Below are 18,566 nucleotides of genomic sequence, written 5' to 3' on the forward strand. Positions count from 1 at the left end.
AAAAAAAAACCCGGCCAAAATTGGTCGGGAGTTAATTAATCAGGGTGCATCTACTAATTTAGTCTCCGGTTCGAGGTGCACCTGTTCCGGACAGTTTGGGAAAATTGGGGAAAATTTGTGGTTTGGGGTGCGAGATCCAAAAAAAACCCGGCCAAAATTGGTCGGGAGTTAATTAATCAGGGTGCATCTACCAATTAAGCTTCCTGAGAATTCCAGCGCAATCCGGACAACCTCAAACTTTTTCAGCATCACCCTCGATACCGCAAAAAAAACCCCAAACCAAAATTGGTCGGGAGTTAATTAATCAGGGTGCATCTACCAATTAAGTTTCCTGAAAATTCGAGGCGCAATCCGGACAACCTCAAACTTTATTCAGCATCACCCTCGATACCGCAAAAAAAAAACCCAAACCAAAATTGGTCGGGAGTTAATTAATCAGGGTGCATCTACTAATTTAGTCTCCCGCCTCACAGCACCTCTTTCAGGACACTTTTGCAGAATTTAGGACAATTTGTGGCGAGGGCGTGCGATCGACAAAAAAAACCCGGCCAAAATTGGTCGGGAGTTAATTAATCAGGGTGCATCTACTAATCTAATCTCCCGTCTCACAGCACCTCTTTCAGGACACTTTGGCAAAATTTTGGAGAATGTGTGGCTAAGGGTGCCAGATCAAAAAAAAAACCGGCCAAAATTGGTCGGGAGTTAATTAATCAGGGTGCATCTACCAATTAAGCTTCCTGAGAATTCCAGCGCAATCCGGACACTTAGCACTAAAAACTCAAAACTATTTTCGGTGAACCAGAGTTGCACTAGCTTGGTCTGTCGGAACTAACAAAATTTCGCTAATATTGACGTGGGGCGATCGCGTCGCGCAAAAATACACGACATCGGCTACATCGTCTGCCGTGAGAGGTGTCAATCCTTGATAGACATTTTTTGCTTTTTCTGAATCGCCGTGAAACCGGACATTGCTAAATTCTGTTTCCACCAAACCAGGTTCTATTTCCGTCACCCGCACTGGTGTTCCCAAAAGGTCTTGTTTCAACCCTTCGGAAATAGCTCTCACTGCTGCTTTGGAAGCGCAATAAACATTACCTTTCGGATAAGTTTGGCGGCCTGCTATTGACCCGATATTCACTACGTGGCCGCGGCCTCGGCTTACCATTCCCGGCACGATCGCGCGAGTCATGTAAAGCAAGCCTTTAACATTGGTATCAATCATTTCTTCCCAATCTTGAAAGTTGCCTTCGTGGAGTTTGTCTAAACCACGGCTCAATCCAGCATTGTTAATCAGAATATCGATGCTTTTCCAGGCATCGGGAAGCGCCGTTATCGCCGCTTCGACTTGGGGGCGATCGCGCACGTCCAATTCTAGCAAATAAATCTCGTTCGCCGACGCGATGGATTTTGTTTCTAGAAGTTCGTTGGCCAGTCGATCGAGCTTTTCAAGGCGGCGGGCTGCTAAAATTAGTTTGGCTCCACCTTTGGCGAATATCTTCGCACAGGCTGCTCCGATACCGCTACTCGCACCTGTAATGAAAACAATTTGATTTTGGAGAGAAATCATTTTTAATAATAAGAAGGAATAGAAAAGAGGATTTTTTTTTACTTGGTATAAGATTAAGTCGGGTCAATTAACCATAATTCTTGTAGAGGCAGGTTTAGTTGGTTCTCTCTTTTGTATGAGAGATTTTACTTAAACCGCCACTACAGAAATTACCCAAATAACCGATAACACCTATTTTATTACTTGACAACCCGCAATCGCACACTAACCGTTGCAATTCCGCCTTGTCGCATCAAAACTGCTGAAACCCACCGATTTTCGGGCGTAGCCGGAGCTTTACCTACTTTAAAAATTCCCCCGGAATTTAGCAACTCCAGCTCGACTTCTGAGGGATTAAAAAAGGTTTTTTCGGTAATGGGTTCCTCCAAAACAGTCCCTATTAAAATATCATCGCCGATCGGCTCTCGCACAATGGCATCAAAATGGTACTCTTCGCCCACCTTAACTTGATCCGGAAAATTCACTTGAATTGTGGGAGGATTTTTGCCAGAACTAAGCTCAGTTTGTTCTGCTAAAATCTCTTGACTAACTATTTTTTCACCTTCAAAGCGCTGCTGGGAACGGATGGTAGCTTTGAGAGTTAATTCTCTGCCATCCTTTTTTTGAGTGCCGGCAATTGTAGTTATGGTTTCTGCGAGAATCGCGCTACCTTCGGTTTTCCAAGATTTGATCTCGGTGCGGTAATTTAAACTCGGATATCGATCCCAGAGTTGGGTGAGGGCTTTTTCCATGCTTTGGCTGTTTAAGCCGTCAGAATGAGTGAAATTCTGGCTGTAAAATGCCATGACTGCTTTGACATCGCGCCGGTTGGCCGCTGCGTCAATTTCTGTTAGCAGTTTTGTGAGTGGGGCCGGCGCATTTGCAGGGGTTTGGGCGATCGTTTGGGGAGTCGCCGCGATCGCACCGATCGCTCTTGCCGCACTAGGATGCAGCACGCCAGCACTTACCACTGTTAAACATAACAACATTTGAGCGATCGACTGCCCGCAGTTAAAGCCAAAAACGATCGCCTGATCGGCTTTTTCCACCCGACGGCTGGAAAAATACTGAGATGCACTTGGCACTAAATTCAAAAAATTACGCATTAGGTGATAATTTGGTTATTTGTCAGGAGTCGTGGCGCGGGCAACTGTTCGCCTGCAACGAAAACTGACAACGGAAGGACGGACACGGCACAATCTAATTTTAGATGGCTGATTGAAAATTGGCTGAAACTGCCGGAATAATAAGCATAATAATCTAAAACCTCAAATATAAAATTGATCGACCTGTGGAACTTGTACTTGTAAAAGAAACAAAAACCTTGACAAAAGCCCCCCTCCGGTTGTTGGTCGCAGCTAGCGGCACTGGTGGACATTTATTTCCGGCGATCGCCACCGCTGGGCAGTTGAACGACTGTCAGATAGAATGGCTGGGAGTCCCAGACCGCATGGAAACCGAGTTAGTTTCATCCCTTTACCCCCTCCACACGATCGCCGTTGAAGGCTTTCAGCAGCGATTTGGACTCGGTACAGTGCGAATTTTGGGCGGACTCGCCGGCTCGATCCTTCAGGTGCGGAAGTTGCTCAAAGCGGGAAATTTTCAGGGAGTTTTTACTACCGGCGGTTACATCGCAGCACCTGCAATTCTGGCGGCCCGTTCTTTGGGTTTGCCAGTGATTCTCCATGAATCTAATGCAATTCCGGGGAAGGTGACGCGCTGGTTTAGTCCTTTGTGCACTGCTGTGGCGATCGGATTTGAAGCTGCAGCCCAGCATTTACCCCGCGCGAAAACCGTGGTTGCTGGTACACCGGTGCGATCGCAATTCCTGACTCGCCAACCTCTAAATTTGCCAATTCCTGACAGTGTACCTGTAATTTTAGTTATGGGCGGGTCTCAAGGTGCTGTCGCCATCAATCAGTTAGTGCGCCAGTGTGCTCGGGCTTGGTTTGATGCCGGTGCTTGGGTAGTTCACCTCACCGGAAATAATGACCCGGATGCTGAAAGTTTGAAACACGAGCAATATTTGTCAATGCCATTTTACGACAATGTGGCGAGTTTGTTGCAGCGAGCAAATTTAGCAATTAGTCGATCGGGCGCGAGTGCTCTAACAGAATTAGCAGTGACGGGAGTACCTTCTATTTTAATTCCTTTTCCTCACGCCGCTGACGACCACCAAAGATTTAATGCCGAGGTATTTGCTAAAGCCGGGGCCGCCGTGGTATTCCGTCAAAGCGAACTGACAGTAGATGTGTTGCAAAGCAAGGTGCTGTATTTGTTAAGAGATTCCGACTATTTGGAAAAAATGTCTCAAGCTGCTTCTGAATTAGCAGTGAGAGACAGTACAGAACGTTTGGCAAATTTGGTCAGGCAATTGGTTGTGAGGTGATATTTTTTAGGAGTTTTAACCGCAGATGAAGGCAGATAAACGCAGATGAACGCTGATGAAGACTGATGTTTTACACGATATGGAAGTGGATGAATTTAACTACTGATTCTAATCCTTCTTTGGTCTTCAAGTTAGTAAAAACAAAAGGTTTCTCGCCTCGCATTTTTTTAGCGTCTCGTTCCATCACGCCTAAATCTGCTCCTACATAAGGTGCGAGGTCTGTTTTATTAATTACCAACATATCAGACTTAGTAATTCCTGGCCCGCCTTTGCGCGGAATTTTATCGCCCGCAGCGACATCGATTACGTAAATTGTTAAATCTACTAACTCCGGGCTAAAAGTTGCAGCCAAGTTATCGCCGCCGCTTTCGACAAACACTAAATCTAAATCAGTGAATTTTTGCTCTAACTCTTCTATAGCTACTAAGTTAATGGAAGCATCTTCGCGGATGGCTGTGTGGGGACAGCCTCCCGTTTCTACGCCCAAAATGCGATCCCTCTCTAAAGCTTGACTCCGAACCAAAAACTGTGCATCTTCCTGAGTATAGATATCATTAGTAACTACAGCAATCTGGTACTGCTGCCGCAGCGCCTTGCACAAAGCATCAAGTAAAGCAGTTTTCCCCGAACCAACCGGGCCAGCAATTCCTACACGAAAAGCACCCATAGCGATTTTAGATTTTAGATTTTAGATTTTAGATTTTCTGATTTTCAACTCCGAAACAACCGAGTGTACTGAGTTTCGTGCGCCATGCTAGCCAGTCCTAATCCCCAACTGCAACTAGCAATATCATCATCTTCTAATTTTAAAACTTCTTGCGCCGTACAGCTAATTTGAGACTGCAAATCTAACAGCAACTGCTGGCCGGCTGTTTGACCGAGGGGAATCAGTTTCACGCCCGCACTCGCCAAATTTGCAGCCCAACTGTACAAATATCCTAACACGGCCGCTTCCTCTTCAATCTGCCAACTGGCGGCGGCAATGCCAAAGCCGATCGCAAAATTGCACTGATTGCTGCCAGATTCCACGAATTCTTTTACAATTGTTCTTAACCCAGAAGAAACGGGTGATCGCAAATCCCGCAGCAACCTGACCAAAGTCCGCCCCATTTGCCAACTTTGCAACCGCAACTCTTCTGTTTCCTTAGCAGCAGTCGCCCAAGCATTCCAGTAACTCAAAGCCGTCAAATCCCCTATCTGTGCCGCCCTCAAAGCCCTTACCAGCACAGCGGCTTCTACTCGCACCGCCCCGAATTGCAACGAATTTTCTAACCAATTCCTCAAAGTAATCTCGCTGTCGATCGCACCGGTTTCTACTAGGCTTTCGATTCCCTCAGAATAACTATAAGCTCCCACAGGTGCAAAAGCTAACTGCAACAAACATAAAAGTTGATTGTTCACTGTTGACTGTTGACTGTTGACTGTTATTTGTTGGTTACAATGCCCAATGCCCAATGCCCCATTCCCCATTCCTAATGGCTGTGCCCGTAAGCGCCCATTTCTGGCTGAAACGGCACAATTTCCTCTATTACTTCCAAACCCATTTTTTCTAGCATTCCCTGCAACACAGAGTCGGGAGAAAGCCTTAAATAATTATCGGCAATTTCTAAAGCTACGTGACGGTTTCCTAAATGATAAGCCGCCCGCATCAGTCGCAGCGCACTTGATGCCCGCGCTGTCAGCACCGGTTCGGGTTTTGCACTTACCAGTACCAAACAGCTACCGTCTTCCGACTGCAATAAATCTCGATCGCGCAGTACCGTACCTCTGGGCAAACTCAGGTGCAGCTTTTCCCCCGTCTCTGTCTCGAATCGGTGGCGACTGCGAGTGCGATCGTCCGATGTCATTTGTAAAGTAAAGCTGACAATAGCATCGGGATTTGCAGGCAAATGTTTTGTGAATGTTAGCATTTTTCTATGCTATTCCTCAGAGCACTTCACTTGAAGTTAAGTTTTTGAGAAATATCTTTTTTATAGCCGAAGGAAGAAGGAAGACAGAAGTTCCAATCTTCAGCTCATGTTTGAGAAATTAAAAACGTCTTAATCGTGTTACCGCTCGCTATATCTCATTCCGATTTAGAGCAAGTTGAAAAATATTTATCTCTCTGACCGCTCCCGTTCTGGTCCTAATACCAAATTTATGTTATTTTGTCAAGCACTTGATCACAGACGATCGCTTTTTTTTCAAAAAATTTTGCCTACCGTCTAGGAACTCGAACAATTTAAATCTCCAATATATATATTGTTGGGGGGAGGTAGCGGTTAGGCATCCTGCCTGCCCTGAACAAGCTTTTATGGAGAAGTCTAATAGAACGGGAGAGGAAGAAAGACTCAAACCCTGCGCTTATTGATTGCCCGCTTGTTGCAGTCGCAGCAGCTCGGCTTGAATTTGCTGTTTGACTGCCGGATTCGCTTGCTGGAGCAAAGTGAGCTGGTTGAAGCGACTAACTGTCAAACCATTAGTTTCGATAACTTTTTTAGCTTGTTGGCAGTAATTCACTGCGATGCCGCGAACACTTCCAGACAACCTATTAATTTGCTGAGTTTCGTTGCACACGACTCTGGGAACCGATCCCCCAGCCATTCCTTTAATTTCGTTAAAAGCTTCCACCCGTCTAGGTTCTATTGCCAACACAGCGCGAGCGTAGCTAGTAATTTCCTCGCTGCTAATCTCTTGAGCTTGGGCGGCAGCTCCGAAAACGAGGTTTGGGGATTGTGTGTACAAACCGGGCGCCCATCCGCTAGCCAAAGCTGCGGCGGAAATGATTCCTGCAAACAACGATTGCCGCAGCATCCGGTTTAGGCCTAATTTAGATGTGTTAAGTGAGGTGTTCATGGTCGTCGGTGATTGCTTGCGTGTAGATAAAAATGACACAGCGCTTGGAGGCTCAATCTTTTTGAATCATGTGGCGGCTAAAAAGTTCCTGCCGTTGGTGATAATTTTGAATTCCAGCAGGATGGTTTGGAAGTTGCTACGGCGATCGACTTTTTAGCTAATTCGATAATTTCCTCGATTCTAACATCTGTAGGAAGTTGACAAAACCCTTACTTTAGAAGGTAATTTTAATTACAGAGCGTTCTCGAATTGCCTCTCCAAATAATTCTAAAAGCGCAAATATTAAATTATTCTAAAAGTTATTGACAAATTACTCGCATTATTTGGTCTAATCAAGGTACGCGCCACCGATGCTATCCCGAATGCGCGTGCCTTCGGTGAAGGGTAGGGAATCGCCTGCAAGGCAAGGTCAATCGATTAAAGATTAAAGATTAAAGATTAAAGAATTGAAGCATTGACCCCACGGATAAATTCGGGGGGCAAGTTTCATCGGAGACAGGTTTTTTATTTCTGGACGGATGAATCCGGCGGCTTGTATCCTGGATGCTTTCGGTCAAAGTTAGCAGTAATCGCACTCATCAATTCCCGCGATGATTTATTTAATGTTAGGCTGTGGCGCATTTGTCGATCGAGGAAATCTCCCGCTTGTTTGGCGGCTGACGGAGGCAGAGCCGGAACCAAAAATCACGTTTTACTACCGGAAGATAGAGGCCGCAGCAGGGAACTAGACATTAAAATCTTGTTATCAAAATGCGCGATCTCTGTTGTCGGCAGTCAACGCGCAGGCCTTCGATTCCAGTTCTCGCTTCCTCCAGTTTGGGGCTGTGAAAACTTGTCGGAGACTTACCCATAAACCTGATTTTTCTACGAAATAAAATCGTTACAGCCTCCAGCAAGAGTAGACAAACCCGGAAAGCTGGAACTTTTGGGTCTCAGTTTTATTGTCATCTCGATCGCACATAGCGAATTTTGGCAAGCATTATCGCAGCAATTTAACAATTATTAATTACCAATTGCCCATGAAAAGTCAAAAAGAAATTTGGCGAGTTATCCTCGCAGTAGCTATCAGTATTGTAGGGGTGCTGCATTTTGCAGTACCCGCACCTTTTATCAGAATTGTGCCGCCCCAGCTTCCTTACCCGGAAGCCTTAGTTTATATCAGCGGTTTTTTCGAGATTTTGGGTGGCATTGGGCTGTTAGTTCCTCCTGTGAGCAGGGCGGCGGCATGGGGATTAATTGCCTTGTTTATTGCCGTGTTTCCAGCTAATATCAATCAAGCCGTCAACAACATTCCCATAGAAGGGATTCCCCACAACCAATTACTGTATTGGTTCAGGCTGCCTTTTCAAGCTGTGTTGATTGCTTGGGCCTGGGTTTATACCCAACCAGACGAAGGTAAACCGCGGGCTTCTATAGTTCCAGATAGAACCAAAAATGCCCAATGAAGCAGTTCGACTACTCTTTGGATTTTAAGAACATCGACTTTCGACAGCACCCGGAACTTTATCGGGTAGGGAAAGGAGAACAGGGTGTGCTGTTGGTGGAACCCTACAAAGGAGAAATTCTGCCTTTCTGGAGATTTAAGACTCCTGAAATTGCCAGGGAGTCCAGCAGCCAAATTTACTCCTTGTTTTTAGAGTATCTCGATCGCGAAGATTTTGTTGGAGCCGACATGGCCCGCAAGTTTTTGCAGATGGGCTATACTCGATCGCGTCGCTACGCCAACCACAAAAGCGGTCTAAAATACCAGCAAAACCCTCAGAAGCTGAAGTCTGTTGCAGAGCAAACCGCTGCTCGAAAAGATATTTTGCCGCTAGAAGCAGATCCGGTGAAAGCAGAATCCGCCGCCATTTTTCAAGAGAAATGGATGCTGGCCAAAATCAACGAGAAATATCTCCAGCTTTTAGCCAGACACCGGCAGATGTACGAATCTTATTTAGTCAACGCTGAGGATTGACATACAGTTACAAAAACTCAGAACTCATAATTTAGCCCCCAGGCAGCAATGCAGTTGTGCTTGACTATCTGGGGGCGGCATTGATCGAGGGTTGTCCTATAACTTACTCATCTTCTTCTTCCGCCTGCCACTGCCGCCAAATTTCAAAGGCATTAAAGCCCCTGTATTGCAGGTAATTCAAGACTTTGCCCTTGGTTTTCGGATCGGCTTTCCCCCAAGTATCGATCTTGTATTTCCGCATGACTTTGCCTTTTAATTCGGCCAGTTTTTCTGCTTCGGAGTCCTGATTTTCGGCAATTTCTTCTTCCCAGACTTGCTCGAACAAATCGTTGGTAATTCCTTTTTGCAGGCACTTGCGCTTGATGGCCGACTTCCCGTATTTGCCTGCAGCAGAGGCGATCGAGTTTGCCACCAAGCGAGTGTCAGACTGATAGCCGCGGTCTTGAATTTGCGCGATCGCCTCCAATATTTCCTCATTGCCAAAACCTTTCTCTTGCCCCTTTTTGCGAAGTTCAGAGGCACTGTAGTCTTTGCGGGACAAGAGAAAATAGAAATAGTCAAGACAGCTCATCAGTTCAATCGAAGGGTGGCGCGCAAATACTTATGTAGCGAATGCCAAATCCAGTCGCCTTGCTATCGGCTGACTGCATCGCGATCGCCTCTATTCTTCTGTATCCTCCTCTTCATCATCCACATCCACATCCGGTCTGTCCACATCGATCTGAATCAAGCGAATGTGCTTGTATCCGAGCTTAATTTCAAACTCGTCTCCCGGCTTTAATCCCATTTCTTGGGTATAATTTGCCCCGATCACGATCGAACCATTCTTGTGAACGCTAGCTCGATAACTCGCTTCTCGCCCGCGTCCGTCTGCTTTCGACTTCTCTAGCTCAATGCCCTTAGCAGCTAACACTGCATCGTAAAACTCAGCCAGATTAATCCGGGTTTCTCCACTTTTGCTGACAGTGAAGTAGCCGCAAAGCTTTGCAAGTTCTCTGCGCGGCAAATCACTGCCTTTGATTTTTTGAAGCAGACCTTTTCCTGTTAAGGGTGCTGTAGCTGTTTCTGCCATTGACCGTACCTCGCTTATTGGACTTTACTTATATCAATTACAACACATTAGATTAACTTTGTTTCACTGTCAATACTAATAATTCTCAATATTTAAGATTCTGGATAAATTTCTGCGGCCTCAAGACCGGGGGTGCAAGTAAGGATGCTCGAAGGGCGATCAATTTGCTGCTTGTGGCCCAAATGCTTGGGTAAGCCTCTCTTGCGATCGCGCGGGGAATTATTGTCGCAAATTAAATGCTTTACTTTTTTACACTAAAGTCTGTTCGTTGTATTCACCAATCCTCGATTGTGTCTGTGGTCAAGGTAAAAACAAGACAGCCATGAATCGAAATACCTAGAGCGCGGCCGCTGCAAATCTGCCGAAAGCATTTACCTGCCGGGCTTAACTTTTACCTCAACAAGGGGAGGCAGCACTTGTTCTCGATGCCCCTGCCAGCTACTTGCACGCACCAGTTTACACAAATAATCCAACTGTAGGCAAGCTTCAAACCCTTATGGAATAAGTCATTCCCAATTCTTCAATCTAAAATCAAAAATCAAAAATCTAAAATGGTATAAACCCTATTTTTCGGGCTGGAAATCCCCTCAAAACCCCAAATACCAACGAGCAATCTTCTATTAAGGTGTTGGGCATATAACTTGCACAGAACGCAGTCTGGAGAAGGCAATCCGGTAAAAATTGAAGGAAATTTCACCGGTTCGGTGAACGGGTTTAAGCTAAAACCCGACTCAATGGGCGCGGCGGCAGAAACATCGGGCAGCCACTAAGAGGGGAATAGTTTTGATCGGGCGAGATTGCTTGGCGACTGTTAACACTTCGCCACGAATCCGTAGATGTCTAGGGGGAACTCGGGAAAATCTTCCTCCTCCGGCCCCAAGCCAGAGAATTTGAGGTTATTTCCACAGGGGAATTGAAAAAGACCGAGTTAAATGCACAACTGCTTAAATGTTTGATGCACTACAAATTAGCAGCGGTTCCCGACATGGAGTTTCGATGGAAATGTATTGGTTTCCACTCGTAGCCTGTAAACTGCCAGACTCTCAAAATTTATGCACCAACTGGAGCGGCGCGTCAAACTCACAGCCGCTTCCATAATTAATTATTGTGAAATTTAGCAACCGCGCTGACGGTGAGGAGGTTATTAATGGTTGCAACTCTGGCTTTTATTGTCTTGTGCCGAATGACGAATGCTCCTGCTGCCGTATCAGCCCGCTCAAAACCGCAGACAAGCCACCGACTCCTGTCGTGGAGAGATCAAAATTTTAGACTCTTGTTCAACCTCCCAGATTCATCTGTGGAGTAAATATAAAATCTCAAATCGTTCGACTAAAGGCTCAAGCCGAAGTCTCAAATCTTAAATTGACTGACGAATACTGCATCAAGCGGTCCCGGACATACTCTCTCAACGAGAAACCCTGTTTCTTCCTAGATCCTTGGTGGCGCTGCTGCTTATTTTGGGTAGAAACCGGGTTGATTAGTGTAAGTCGGAAATTCGATCGAGCAGCATACTTTTGATTACTTTTCCAGCGGCAGCCTATAACGAATGGCCAGCAAAAACCCCACCCTGTTTGGAGCCAGGCCAAGAGGGTCTAAATTCAGCATTGCAGTGGGCGATCGCTTTTAGTGACGTTGTTGCAGGTAATTTTGCGACAGGGGAGTCCGTACCGCCGGGAGTAACTCTTCAGGTTTCGGGCCTCGTTGGTGCGAGTACCGCCACCCAAAAAAGCCACCACTCAAAGCAACGGGCAATAAGCAAAGCATTAGGGCCACAGATTTTTTCAACCCCGGTTTTTTTAACGGTTTTTGAGTCGGTGCAGCCGCGCGAGTTGCTTGGAGCACCGAAGACTCAGAATTAGGAATAGAGGACTGCGAAGCCGTCGGTGAGTTCGGTGAATTCGTAGCATCGGGTCGATCGTTCTGGTGAACCCAATCCCTACGATCTTTTAATTGATCCGGAAAGTATTCCCAGACTTCGGCGTCAGAACTGTCTGACTCATGCGATCGATTGGCTGGGATTGCGGGGTATTGGGCGATCGCCGAAACCGAAGACGGAGCCTTCCATTCTGTACCCGCGAGCGCCGTTTGCGTTCCCGGCGCGATTATGTGCACCATAGAACCGGATGTCGCACTGTGGGCTGGGGCGCCGGTCAAATAGCCGTCAAAGTCCGGGTGCTGGTAGAGAATCGGCAAAGCCCAGTATAGCTGGTGAGAACCGTAGGCAGAAATTAGCCCAGCTCTGGCCCGGCTCAGGCTGAGATCGACTGGATAGCCTTGATTGAGGTTGCGGTAAAACAACCGCGTCAGAGTTAGGGCTACATCGTCGGGGATGCTTTCTGCCATTGCTAGCACTGCCGGAATGCCCCGCTTCACTAGAGCTTCGGTTAAGTTCCGTTCCGGGCTGTCGTCCGCGAGGTCTGAGGGGTCGCCGTAGGCGCCGCGGCAGGAGTTGAACACGGCCATCTGAATACCGTTGTTAACGAGCAATCCAGCTAAGTCGTCGCCACTGAGGGTTTCGGTTAAGCCGGTGCGGCTGCTGACTAGGTAGAGTTCGCCACCTCTGGAACCTAAGTTGCTGTGGCCTGCGTAGTGTAGGACTTGGTAGTGTCCTTGTTCTAGGGCTTGGGTAAGTTGTTCTCGATCGGGCTGTTCGAGAATAGTCAGTTGAATTTCCGGGGAATGCGGGCTGTTTTTGAGAGGATTAGCGCTGCGGTTTTGGAGTTCTTGTTGCAGGTGGAGCACTTCTCGCTTGAGCTGCAAGCTGTCTCGATCGCTCGGAGAGGCGATCGCCATTAAAATTTTTAGTGGCCCGCCACTAGGCAGTATCCGGGTTTGTTTGAACAAACTTGTACCTGGTTGGTAGCGAGAAAACACGACATCGGTGCCGGTTGCCAAAGGGCGATCGCCGGCGTGCAGAACTTCCCACGGCAGTCGTGGCAAGCGCCGGCCTTTGAGTCCGAGTCGCAGTTGCAGCACTTCTCGGCGGTGCTGGGCGATGCCTTGGGCGCAAGTCCAGCTATCGCGCAAGTTTCCTTGAAACAGCCCGCTGTATAATTGTTGCCCCAGGGCTACTAAATTCGGCGCTGAGTTGTTTCCCGAACGGGAGAGGCCTCGACCAGCCAAATTGCTTCCCTGTACTACTTTTCCCTGGAGCAAGCCCACCAGCGGGTCGTTCATCAGTTGAGCAGACAGTGCAAGCCATTCGTCGATCGGCCAGCGGACTTGTTGTTCGGCTAAGGGTACACCGGGTGCAACCCTTTCTGTCCGCACTAGATATTCGTCGTCCCCAACAGGGGTGACTGAGAGTTGAAATTCCTGGCTCACGGATTTAGCGCCCTCCCGCCTTAATTCTGAATTTGCCTGCGTTTTTGTGGCTAGCAATAGCACTCGGCAACATATTTTTTACTCTTTTAATCAAAGTTTCTGAATGCGCTTCCCCCGATCGGGCGATCGCTGGCGTCATATATATTTGTTCAAACACTTTGAGGATATAAAAGTTGTACTTTAATAACAGTTTATTAGTTTTGATTGCCCTGTGGCTCGGTGAAAGCCGAATTTTCTCCAATCTTGCTATCTTTAACATTTTGCACCTCTACCGCAGACCCCTTTAGATTCGTCGTGAACTTGAGTTTCTCATTGCTGAGTAAAGTTAAATTGGAGGCACTTTACCAGGCGGATCTCTAGTTCTTATTAAAATTACTTCAGCTCTGGCCAACCGGTTTCAGGGCAATATCGCAGGGAAAGTTGAGTATTTTATTTTTTTTTGCGATCGGTCGATCGGTCTTTACGGCTTATCCTGTACCACCAACCCCCCATGTGTAATCTTGATTTTGTGTCAATTAATTAATTGGTCAGCCCTGGGTTCTCATCCGTAAGCCCTCCGCCCTCATCCTTAAGACCTCAGTGGCGATCGGTAATCGATAGTTGATCACCGATAATTGCTCATAATTTATTGCTAATTTACCGCTTTTATGATATAGAAAACTTTTAATTTAACTCTCTTAATCTAGTTAAAGTTAAACAGCAAAAATAAACGTAAGCAGCCAAGAACTCTCAACAATACAACGGCAATCAAATTATTCCGGTACTCTCAAGCAACCATCATTTTTGGCATCTAGAGGATTACACCTCATCAGGCCGGTTTCTCCGATAATTATTGGATTTGGTAGCCAATCCTTTACAAAGCAACTGGGTTTTGCAGGGTCGCCGTGGGTTATTCCCGCTCAAAATGCCGATCGAGCTTGCAACGGTCACCAAAAACGGATTCTGTGCTTATACTATTTTTTGGCAAATTTTGCAATCCTTCGTCAGATAGATATATTTTGGTAAAACTCTTAGTATTGAGCCAAAAAAAAAATTTTTTCTCAGTTCGCGAGGTTTCCTCGAATCGAGAGAAAATTGTGCAACTAAAAATTAGAACAAATATTTGCCCGGGTGAATTATCTAAATTTCTAATTACTCATCGGGAACTAAAATTAGAAGCGTACAGTCGTTTAGTCAAGAGATTCAAATCCTAAGTCAGGGAAGGATTTGTCAAAGCTGGGAGTGTTAGAAAAATTCAATGCACTCAGCCGAGCTCGGAAAAAAAGCAAGGGTAAAATTTGGGGGATACAGGTTTTGGGCCGTTATTTACGAGTTGTCAGTTGCGAGTTTAAATTCAGCTAATTCACTGTAGAAATTACGTAGAAAATCTACAATCCGAAGTCCTTCGGCGCTGCTTACTGTAGAAATTACCGAGAACATCTTAAATGCTCGGAGCTTCGGCGCAGCAATTACAGTGTAGGTTGCGGACTAATTAAGTTGGGTTCGCAATGGCAGAATATAAAACTCGCAACAGAGCGAAAAAAACCTTGCGGTTTAAGTGGCATCTATAATAGTAAAGATCAGGAGACCAGCTCCTGTAGCAGGCGAAAGCATGAAGTTAAATTTTTTTCTTCTGCAGCCTCCTGTTTGCTGATAAATTGATTCTAAGAAGCTTACCTTTTTTTGGGAAATATCAACGATGGCAGAAGAAAACTTGTTAGAAGAAAGCCCGAGAAAACTTTTTCTGGCTCAAGATGAAACACAAAAGCCTGTCGGGGATTTAGGCAAAAACAGCCCTAAAATTTCCGATGAGGAGTTAGCCAAGTTAATTGAGGAAGCGCTCGCCGAAAACACCGACGGCGTTAAGACCAAATTTCCGAATCAGTCTAACGGTGCATCCGACACAGGTGCTGCTGATAACAGCCCAATTGCGGAATTTAACGGCGACACAAATAATGATGACAGCGGCATCGATCGCCGTCGAACCGTCATCGGTACTGATAACGATGACGTAATTGTCGCCACGGGCGATAACGAGGAGACATACGGCAAACAAGGCAACGACCAAATCAAAGGAAACCGTGGCAAAAAAAATAAAATCTACGGTGGTAAAGGTGAAGATGATTGCGAAGGCGGCGATGACGACGATGAAATAAAGGGCGATCGGGGCAACGACAAGGTTAAGGGCGGCAAAGGCGACGACAAGGTTAAGGGCGGTAAAGATAACGACAGCCTTTTTGGCGGTACCGGCAACGACACCTGCGAAGGCGATGACGGCGATGACTGGGTGCACGGCAACGAAGGAAAGGATGAGGCTGACGGCGGCGCCGGCAACGATACCATCTACGGCGGTAAAGACGACGACGATTGCAAGGGCGGCGCAGGCAACGATAACGTCCGGGGCGATCGGGGCAACGATACCGTAAATGGCGGCGAAGGCAACGATACCGTAAATGGCGGCAAAGATAACGATACCGTGGGCGGCGATGCCGGCAGCGACGTTTGCAATGGCGACGACGGCGACGACAGCGTTAGCGGCGGCATCGGCGACGATACCGTGATGGGCGGTGGCGACAGCGACAACGTTAGTGGCGACGACGGCGACGACAGCGTTAGCGGCGGCACCGGTAACGATACCGTGATGGGCGGCGACGGCAACGACCAGTGTGGAGGCGACGACGGCGACGATACCGTGATGGGCGGTGCCGGCGACGACAGCGTGATGGGCGGTGCGGGCAAGGATACCCTCATTACTGGCGACGGCAATGACATGGCAGACGGCGGCGACGGCGACGACAGCGTTGTCGGTGGCGGTACTGGCAACGATACGCTGATGGGCAATACCGGCAACGATACGATCGTTGGCGGTAGTGGCAACAACACTTGTGGCGGCGGTGCTGGAAATGACGTTTTTGTCGTGAGTAACCCTACCAACGGCGGGAGTTCAGTCATCACTGACTACGAAGACGGCAATGACAAGTTTCTGCTGTTTGGCGACTTGAACTTTAACAGCTTGACCTTTATACAAGTCGGTGTCAATACCGAAATTCGGTCCAATAGCTTGACGCTGGCGCTATTGTTGAATGTCAACGCAAGGATTCTCGATGCTGGGGACTTTTTGGGAGTTACCCCTTCTACTCAAACTCAAACTCCAACTCCAACTCCAACTCCAACTCCGAACCCGGTTTATAACCCTCCGCAAGCGGAAGCTAATAAGAACCTGACTGCTGGTTCCAGCGGTGGCGAGCAAACTATTACTTCTGAGTTGTTGCGGTTTGTCGATGCCCAGCAAGGTCCTAGCAACACAGTCTTCAAGCTAACCGAGCTGCCTGATGCTACGACCGGCCAACTATTCTTTAAGGGAGTCGCCGTAACACAAGTCGGTTTTACCTTCACTCAAGCAGACATTAACGCAGGCTTGTTAACTTTCAAAGCGGCAGTAGGTTTTATCGGTGCCGCTAGTTTTGGTTTTGAAGTTAGCAACGGCAAAAACGCTCTCATCAACCAGCGTTTTAGCTTGAATGTCGAGCGAGATGTCTTTAAGTTTGGTGGCACTAAAGCACCTCAAGTTATTGTCGGTTCTGCGACGCTCGATAACGACATCGAAGGCAGCGATGGTGACGATGACATCACAGCCGGCAAAGGCAAAGACAAAATCATCGGTGGCCCAGGCAAGGACAAAATTAAAGGCGGCGATGGCGATAACGATATCGACGGTGGCGATGACGATGACGATATCGAAGTCGGTAAAGGCAAAAACAAACTAAAAGGAGGCTTGGGCAACGACAAAATTAAAGGCGGCGATGATGATGACTCGATCGAAGGCGGCCTAGGAATCAATACTCTCATTGGGGGTGCTGGAAAGGATCGCTTTATTTACCGTACTTCCCGCCAAGAGACTCAAACAGTTGCAGAAGCTGACTTAATTACTGACTTTAATGTCACTGACGATATTTTAGAGCTTTCTACGGCAGCTTTTGGTAATCTCAGCGTTTCTAGCTTGACCCGACTGGATATTACTGCTACTACTGCTGTTGGGTCGATCGGCAGCGCTAATTTGCTCGACTTCACTGCGGATATTACTGTTAACAGCATCGCGACTTTGCAAGCGCGGTTTGTAGCTTTGGGTGGCAACCTAGACGCACCTACTTTCTGTCAGTTTACAGATGCCACTACGGGCCGTTCTGTACTGGTATTTTCTGTTGGGGCGCGCTTTGAAATTCTGACCAGTTTCTCGGCCAGCATTCGCCTGCAAGTCAGTAACTTTGTCTTCACCGGCCCCCCACTAAATATTCCTGTCGGCACTGCTGGCCCTGACAATGTGGATTTCACCACTTCTCCGGCCCCAGTTAATTACGATGGTTTAGCAGGCGATGACAAGATTGTCGGCAGCAATTTTAACGATAGCCTCAAGGGCGGCGACGGCAACGATACCATCACCGGCGGCCTCGGTTTGGATGTCATAAGCGGTGGCAGTGGTGCGGATCTGTTTGTTTACAGGACAACTAAAGAAGGCGGCGATAAAATTGCTGACTTTAAGTCTGGAACTGACAAATTCGAGTTTAGCGCGAGCACTTTCGGCAATTTGACGACGACTAACTTTGACGCTGTAAGTGGTTCCAATCCGGACATTACTGGCAAAGAGTTAGTGATTTTCACAGGCGGTAGTTATGCCTCTTTGGAAGATGCACAAGCTAAAGCCTTGGGCAATTCTACAACTGCTGGTTTCTTCGCATTTACGAATGCCTCGAACGAAACATTGTTGTATTTTGACGCCAACGGTACCGTAGCGGGTGGTTCTACCTTGATTGCGAATCTGGGTACGGCTGCGAGCAATCTGGGAACGGCGGACTTTGTATTTACAGGTACGATCGCCTCTTCTGATACTGGTACTACTACCAACTCAGGCAGCGTTGCTGATTTAACTGCTGCTGGGAACACTTTCCCAAGCGACTTTAACAATTTCGGTTCAGGTGCTGGCGGTTACAACTTCACCACTCCTGTCTTGTTTACCGGAGATGCGAAGGCTAACAGCGTCACTGGTACTGAGTTTGCTGACATCTTCAGCGGCGGTTCTGGTGCAGATGTGATCACTGGCGGTGCTGGTGCGGATCTGTTTGTTTACAAAGCAGCAGGCGAAGGCGGTGATACGGTTACTGACTTTACCTCTGGGGTAGACAAATTCCAGTTTGTCAGCGGTGCTTTCGGCAATCTGACGACGACTAACTTTGACGCTGTAACTGGTTCAACTCCGGACATTACGGGCAAAGAGTTAGTGATTTTCACAGGCGGAACTTATGCCACTGTGGAAGCTGCTGAAGCTAAAGCCCTGGGTAATTCTACAACTGCTGGTTTCTTCGCATTTACGAATGCCTCGAACGAAACATTGTTGTATTTTGACTCGAACGGTACTGTAGCGGGTGGTTCGACGCTGATTGCGAATCTGGGTACGGCTGCGAGCAAT

15 protein-coding genes are annotated in these 18,566 nt (G+C 47.3%); 4 read left to right on the plus strand and 11 right to left on the minus strand.

From position 1 onward, the window contains the following. Window positions 1–784: 784 nt before the first annotated feature. Both QT996_RS14270 and QT996_RS14275 read right to left on the minus strand, forming a co-directional pair. Window positions 785–1,567 carry an SDR family oxidoreductase gene (locus tag QT996_RS14270; protein WP_333047264.1) on the minus strand — a complete coding sequence of 261 codons (783 nt, stop codon included), beginning with the start codon at window positions 1,565–1,567 and terminating at the stop codon, window positions 785–787. A 179-nt stretch (window positions 1,568–1,746) separates the two neighbouring features. Further along, window positions 1,747–2,652, minus strand: coding sequence for a nuclear transport factor 2 family protein (locus tag QT996_RS14275; RefSeq protein ID WP_333047266.1), 906 nt, complete (start codon window positions 2,650–2,652; stop codon window positions 1,747–1,749). A 218-nt stretch (window positions 2,653–2,870) separates the two neighbouring features. On the opposite strand from QT996_RS14275, the gene murG reads away from it, so the two are divergent. Then, window positions 2,871–3,935 (plus strand): undecaprenyldiphospho-muramoylpentapeptide beta-N-acetylglucosaminyltransferase, encoded by a 1,065-nt coding sequence (gene murG, locus QT996_RS14280; RefSeq protein ID WP_333047267.1) that lies wholly within the window; start codon window positions 2,871–2,873, stop codon window positions 3,933–3,935. 70 nt (window positions 3,936–4,005) lie between these two features. Here the strand turns inward: murG and ureG are convergent, their stop codons facing one another. The 5 genes from ureG to QT996_RS14305 all read right to left on the minus strand — a co-directional run bounded on the left by ureG (window position 4,006) and on the right by QT996_RS14305 (window position 7,451). Then, window positions 4,006–4,602, minus strand: coding sequence for an urease accessory protein UreG (gene ureG, locus QT996_RS14285; protein WP_333047269.1), 597 nt, complete (start codon window positions 4,600–4,602; stop codon window positions 4,006–4,008). 44 nt (window positions 4,603–4,646) lie between these two features. Next, window positions 4,647–5,336 (minus strand): urease accessory protein UreF, encoded by a 690-nt coding sequence (locus QT996_RS14290; RefSeq protein ID WP_333047270.1) that lies wholly within the window; start codon window positions 5,334–5,336, stop codon window positions 4,647–4,649. Between the two features lie 71 nt (window positions 5,337–5,407). Beyond that, window positions 5,408–5,845, minus strand: coding sequence for an urease accessory protein UreE (gene ureE, locus QT996_RS14295; protein ID WP_333047272.1), 438 nt, complete (start codon window positions 5,843–5,845; stop codon window positions 5,408–5,410). 433 nt (window positions 5,846–6,278) lie between these two features. Next, window positions 6,279–6,770 carry a DUF4168 domain-containing protein gene (locus QT996_RS14300; protein ID WP_333047273.1) on the minus strand — a complete coding sequence of 164 codons (492 nt, stop codon included), beginning with the start codon at window positions 6,768–6,770 and terminating at the stop codon, window positions 6,279–6,281. Window positions 6,771–7,274: 504 nt separating this feature from the next. After that, on the minus strand, window positions 7,275–7,451 hold the full coding sequence (locus QT996_RS14305) for a hypothetical protein (protein WP_333047274.1): 177 nt from the start codon (window positions 7,449–7,451) through the stop codon (window positions 7,275–7,277). 338 nt (window positions 7,452–7,789) lie between these two features. On the opposite strand from QT996_RS14305, the gene QT996_RS14310 reads away from it, so the two are divergent. Together QT996_RS14310 and QT996_RS14315 are read left to right on the plus strand one after the other, a co-directional pair. Next, the gene (locus QT996_RS14310) at window positions 7,790–8,215 is read left to right on the plus strand and encodes a DoxX family protein (RefSeq protein ID WP_333047276.1); all 426 of its coding nucleotides are present in this window, start codon (window positions 7,790–7,792) and stop codon (window positions 8,213–8,215) included. Beyond that, window positions 8,212–8,727: a DUF4385 domain-containing protein gene (locus tag QT996_RS14315; RefSeq protein ID WP_333047277.1), complete on the plus strand. Its 516-nt coding sequence runs from the start codon at window positions 8,212–8,214 to the stop codon at window positions 8,725–8,727. The genes QT996_RS14310 and QT996_RS14315 overlap by 4 nt, the downstream gene beginning before the upstream one ends. A gap of 103 nt (window positions 8,728–8,830) precedes the next feature. On the opposite strand, the gene QT996_RS14320 is transcribed toward QT996_RS14315, so the two are convergent. From QT996_RS14320 to QT996_RS14335, 4 genes are all read right to left on the minus strand, one after another. Continuing rightward, window positions 8,831–9,298 carry a regulatory protein RecX gene (locus tag QT996_RS14320; RefSeq protein WP_333047279.1) on the minus strand — a complete coding sequence of 156 codons (468 nt, stop codon included), beginning with the start codon at window positions 9,296–9,298 and terminating at the stop codon, window positions 8,831–8,833. A gap of 90 nt (window positions 9,299–9,388) precedes the next feature. Continuing rightward, window positions 9,389–9,799 carry an AbrB family transcriptional regulator gene (locus QT996_RS14325; RefSeq protein ID WP_172184952.1) on the minus strand — a complete coding sequence of 137 codons (411 nt, stop codon included), beginning with the start codon at window positions 9,797–9,799 and terminating at the stop codon, window positions 9,389–9,391. Between the two features lie 1,623 nt (window positions 9,800–11,422). Further along, entirely contained in the window at window positions 11,423–13,123 is a 1,701-nt protein-coding gene (locus tag QT996_RS14330) for a CHAT domain-containing protein (RefSeq protein ID WP_333047280.1), read from the minus strand. A gap of 4 nt (window positions 13,124–13,127) precedes the next feature. After that, entirely contained in the window at window positions 13,128–13,382 is a 255-nt protein-coding gene (locus QT996_RS14335; RefSeq protein ID WP_333047282.1) for a hypothetical protein, read from the minus strand. A 1,419-nt stretch (window positions 13,383–14,801) separates the two neighbouring features. Between QT996_RS14335 and QT996_RS14340 the strand changes: the two genes are divergently transcribed. Beyond that, the coding region (locus tag QT996_RS14340; RefSeq protein WP_333047284.1) for a cadherin-like domain-containing protein at window positions 14,802–18,566 on the plus strand (3,765 nt) is incomplete at its 3' end.

Source organism: Microcoleus sp. S13C4 (assembly GCF_036700865.1).
Taxonomy (GTDB): Bacteria; Cyanobacteriota; Cyanobacteriia; order Cyanobacteriales; family Microcoleaceae; genus Microcoleus.

What these genes read in the sequence shown, in the direction of transcription:
- QT996_RS14310 (WP_333047276.1), top strand. Translation starts at nt 7,790, where the DNA reads ATGAAAAGTCAAAAAGAAATTTGGCGAGTTATCCTCGCAGTAGCTATC.
- QT996_RS14270 (WP_333047264.1), bottom strand. Translation starts at nt 1,567, where the DNA reads ATGATTTCTCTCCAAAATCAAATTGTTTTCATTACAGGTGCGAGTAGC.
- ureG (WP_333047269.1), bottom strand. Translation starts at nt 4,602, where the DNA reads ATGGGTGCTTTTCGTGTAGGAATTGCTGGCCCGGTTGGTTCGGGGAAA.
- ureE (WP_333047272.1), bottom strand. Translation starts at nt 5,845, where the DNA reads ATGCTAACATTCACAAAACATTTGCCTGCAAATCCCGATGCTATTGTC.
- QT996_RS14315 (WP_333047277.1), top strand. Translation starts at nt 8,212, where the DNA reads ATGAAGCAGTTCGACTACTCTTTGGATTTTAAGAACATCGACTTTCGA.
- QT996_RS14275 (WP_333047266.1), bottom strand. Translation starts at nt 2,652, where the DNA reads ATGCGTAATTTTTTGAATTTAGTGCCAAGTGCATCTCAGTATTTTTCC.
- QT996_RS14325 (WP_172184952.1), bottom strand. Translation starts at nt 9,799, where the DNA reads ATGGCAGAAACAGCTACAGCACCCTTAACAGGAAAAGGTCTGCTTCAA.
- QT996_RS14320 (WP_333047279.1), bottom strand. Translation starts at nt 9,298, where the DNA reads ATGAGCTGTCTTGACTATTTCTATTTTCTCTTGTCCCGCAAAGACTAC.
- QT996_RS14335 (WP_333047282.1), bottom strand. Translation starts at nt 13,382, where the DNA reads ATGTTAAAGATAGCAAGATTGGAGAAAATTCGGCTTTCACCGAGCCAC.
- QT996_RS14300 (WP_333047273.1), bottom strand. Translation starts at nt 6,770, where the DNA reads ATGAACACCTCACTTAACACATCTAAATTAGGCCTAAACCGGATGCTG.